General features: G+C 73.0%; 1 protein-coding gene. It reads left to right on the forward strand.

Translation table 11 applies throughout. From position 1 onward, the window contains the following. Positions 1–43 precede the first annotated feature (43 nt). Positions 44–2,386 carry a bifunctional [glutamine synthetase] adenylyltransferase/[glutamine synthetase]-adenylyl-L-tyrosine phosphorylase gene (locus tag H0488_RS22820; protein ID WP_446685640.1) on the forward strand — a complete coding sequence of 781 codons (2,343 nt, stop codon included), beginning with the start codon at positions 44–46 and terminating at the stop codon, positions 2,384–2,386. The last annotated feature ends 140 nt before the right edge of the window (positions 2,387–2,526 follow it).

Here is a 2,526-nt window from a genome sequence, read left to right on the forward strand (position 1 = left end):
CGTCGGCGAGGACGCCCACACCGTCCGGCTCGGGGTGATCGCGATGGGCAAGTGCGGCGGCCACGAGCTCAACTACGTGTCCGACGTCGACGTGATCTTCGTGCACGAGCCGGTCGACGGCGCCGACGAGGTCGCGGCCGCCCGCACCGCCGCCCGGCTCGCCTCGCAGCTGATGCAGGTGTGCTCGGCGCACACCAGCGAGGGGACGATCTGGCCCGTCGACGCCGCGCTCCGCCCCGAGGGCAAGTCCGGCGCGCTGAGCCGCACCCTCGCCGGGCATCGCGGCTACTACGAGCGCTGGGCCGAGCCGTGGGAGTTCCAGGCACTGCTCAAGGCCTGTCCCGTCGCCGGCGACCTCGAGGTCGGCCGCCAGTTCGTCGAGATGGTCAGTCCGATGGTCTGGTCCGCAGCCGACCGGGAGGGGTTCGTCGACGCGGCCCGGGNGCGGCGCCGGGTGGTCGACCACATCCCGGCCAAGGAGGCCGACCGCCAGCTCAAGCTCGGGGTCGGTGGTCTGCGCGACGTCGAGTTCGCGGTGCAGCTGCTCCAGCTGGTGCACGGGCGCGCCGACGAGCGGATCCGGCCGTCCACCACGCTCAGCGCTCTCGCCGAGCTGACCAAGGCGGGATACGTCGGGCGCGAGGACGGCGAGGCGCTCCACACCGCCTACTCGTTCCTCCGCCAGCTCGAGCATCGCATCCAGCTGCACCGGCTGCGTCGTACCCACCTGGTGCCCGCGGACGACGCCTCCCTGCGTCGGCTCGGCCGCAGCCTCGGCATGATGAAGGAGCCGCACGAGCGGCTGGTCCGCACCTGGCAGCACCACCGGCGCGAGGTCAGCCGCCTGCACCAGAAGCTCTTCTACCGGCCGTTGCTGTCCGCGGTCGCCCGGATCCCCGGCGACGACGTCCGGCTGTCGTCGGAGGCGGCCCAGGCCCGGCTCGCCGCGCTCGGCTACGCCGACCCGGCCGCGGCTCTGCGCACCCTGGAGTCGCTGACCGCAGGGGTGACCCGCACGTCCAACATCCAGCGGGCGCTCCTTCCGGCGATGCTCCAGTGGTTCGCCGACGGCGCCGATCCCGACGCCGGGCTGTTCGGCTTCCGGCGGATCAGCGAGTCGCTCGGTCGCACGCCGTGGTTCCTCACCACGCTCCGCGACGAGGGCGAGATCGCCGAACGGCTCGCCCACCTGCTCGCCACCTCGCGCTACTGCTCCGACCTGCTCGAGCGCGAGCCACAGGGGATCAAGCTCCTCGGCGGCGACCTGGTGCCACAGCCGTCCCAGGTGCTGACCGAGGAGATGCTCGCCACCGCCGGCCGTCAGGACGACCCGGACCGGGCGGTCAAAGCGGTCCGCGCCGTCCGCCGCCGCGAGCTGCTCCGGGTGGCGGCGGGTGACGTGCTCGGCCTGATCGACGTCGCCGACGTCGGCAACGCGTTGTCCCGGATCACCGACGCCACCCTCGAGGCCACCCTCGCCGTGGTGGGCGAGTCGGTCCGCGTGCAACGCGAGCTCGACACGGCGCCGACCCGGATGGCGATCATCGCGATGGGCCGCTACGGCGGTTTCGAGCTGTCCTACGGCAGCGACGCCGACGTCCTTTTCGTGCACGAGCCGGAGGAGGGCGTCGACCAGCACCAGGCCGGGTCGTACGCCAAGGCAGTGGCCGAGGAGCTGCGCCGTACCCTCGCGCTGCCCGGCGGCGACCCCCCGCTCGTCGTCGACGCCGACCTCCGTCCCGAGGGCAAGCAAGGTCCGCTGGTGCGGACCCTCGACGCCTATGCGGCGTACTACGCGAAGTGGTCGAAGGTCTGGGAGGCGCAGGCGCTGCTCCGAGCCGACGCCGTGGTCGGGGACACGGGCGTGCGCGAGCGGTTCACCGCGTTGATCGACCCGCTGCGCTACCCGTCCGGAGGCCTCGCGGACGACGACGTGATCGAGGTACGCCGGATCAAGGCCCGGGTCGACAAGGAGCGGCTCCCGCGCGGCGCCGACCCCGCCCTCCACCTCAAGCTCGGCCGCGGCGGTCTCGCCGACATCGAGTGGACCGTCCAGCTCCTGCAGCTGCGGCACGGGGCCGAGGTCCCCGGCCTGCGCACCGCCCAGACCCTCGCCGCGCTCGACGCGGCCGCCGAAGCCGGGCTGCTCGGCCGCGACGACGCCGACGTGCTCGCCACCGCGTGGCGGACCGCCAGCCGGGTGCGCAACGCCGCCACCCTGGCCCGGGGGAAGCCCGTCGACCAGATGCCGCGCCCCTCCCGGGAGCGGCGCGCGGTGGCCGGGATCATGGGCTATCCGCTCGACCAGTCCGACGCCATGGTCAACGACTATTTGAAGGTCACCCGGCGCGCCAGGACCGTCGTGGACCGGGTCTTCTGGGAGTGAAGCAAAGCTCTGAGGCTGGTGACAGGAATCTCGCGAGGGTGTGTAATGATTGCGTTGTCGGGCCGTGGCCGACCCCCCCAGAGGCCACGGCCCGACCCTATTTTTCTGGCCGAGCGTGTCGCCGCCGTTCGGCGCCTCCC

This window comes from Nocardioides pelophilus, assembly GCF_014180685.1.
Taxonomy (GTDB): Bacteria; Actinomycetota; Actinomycetes; order Propionibacteriales; family Nocardioidaceae; genus Nocardioides; species Nocardioides pelophilus.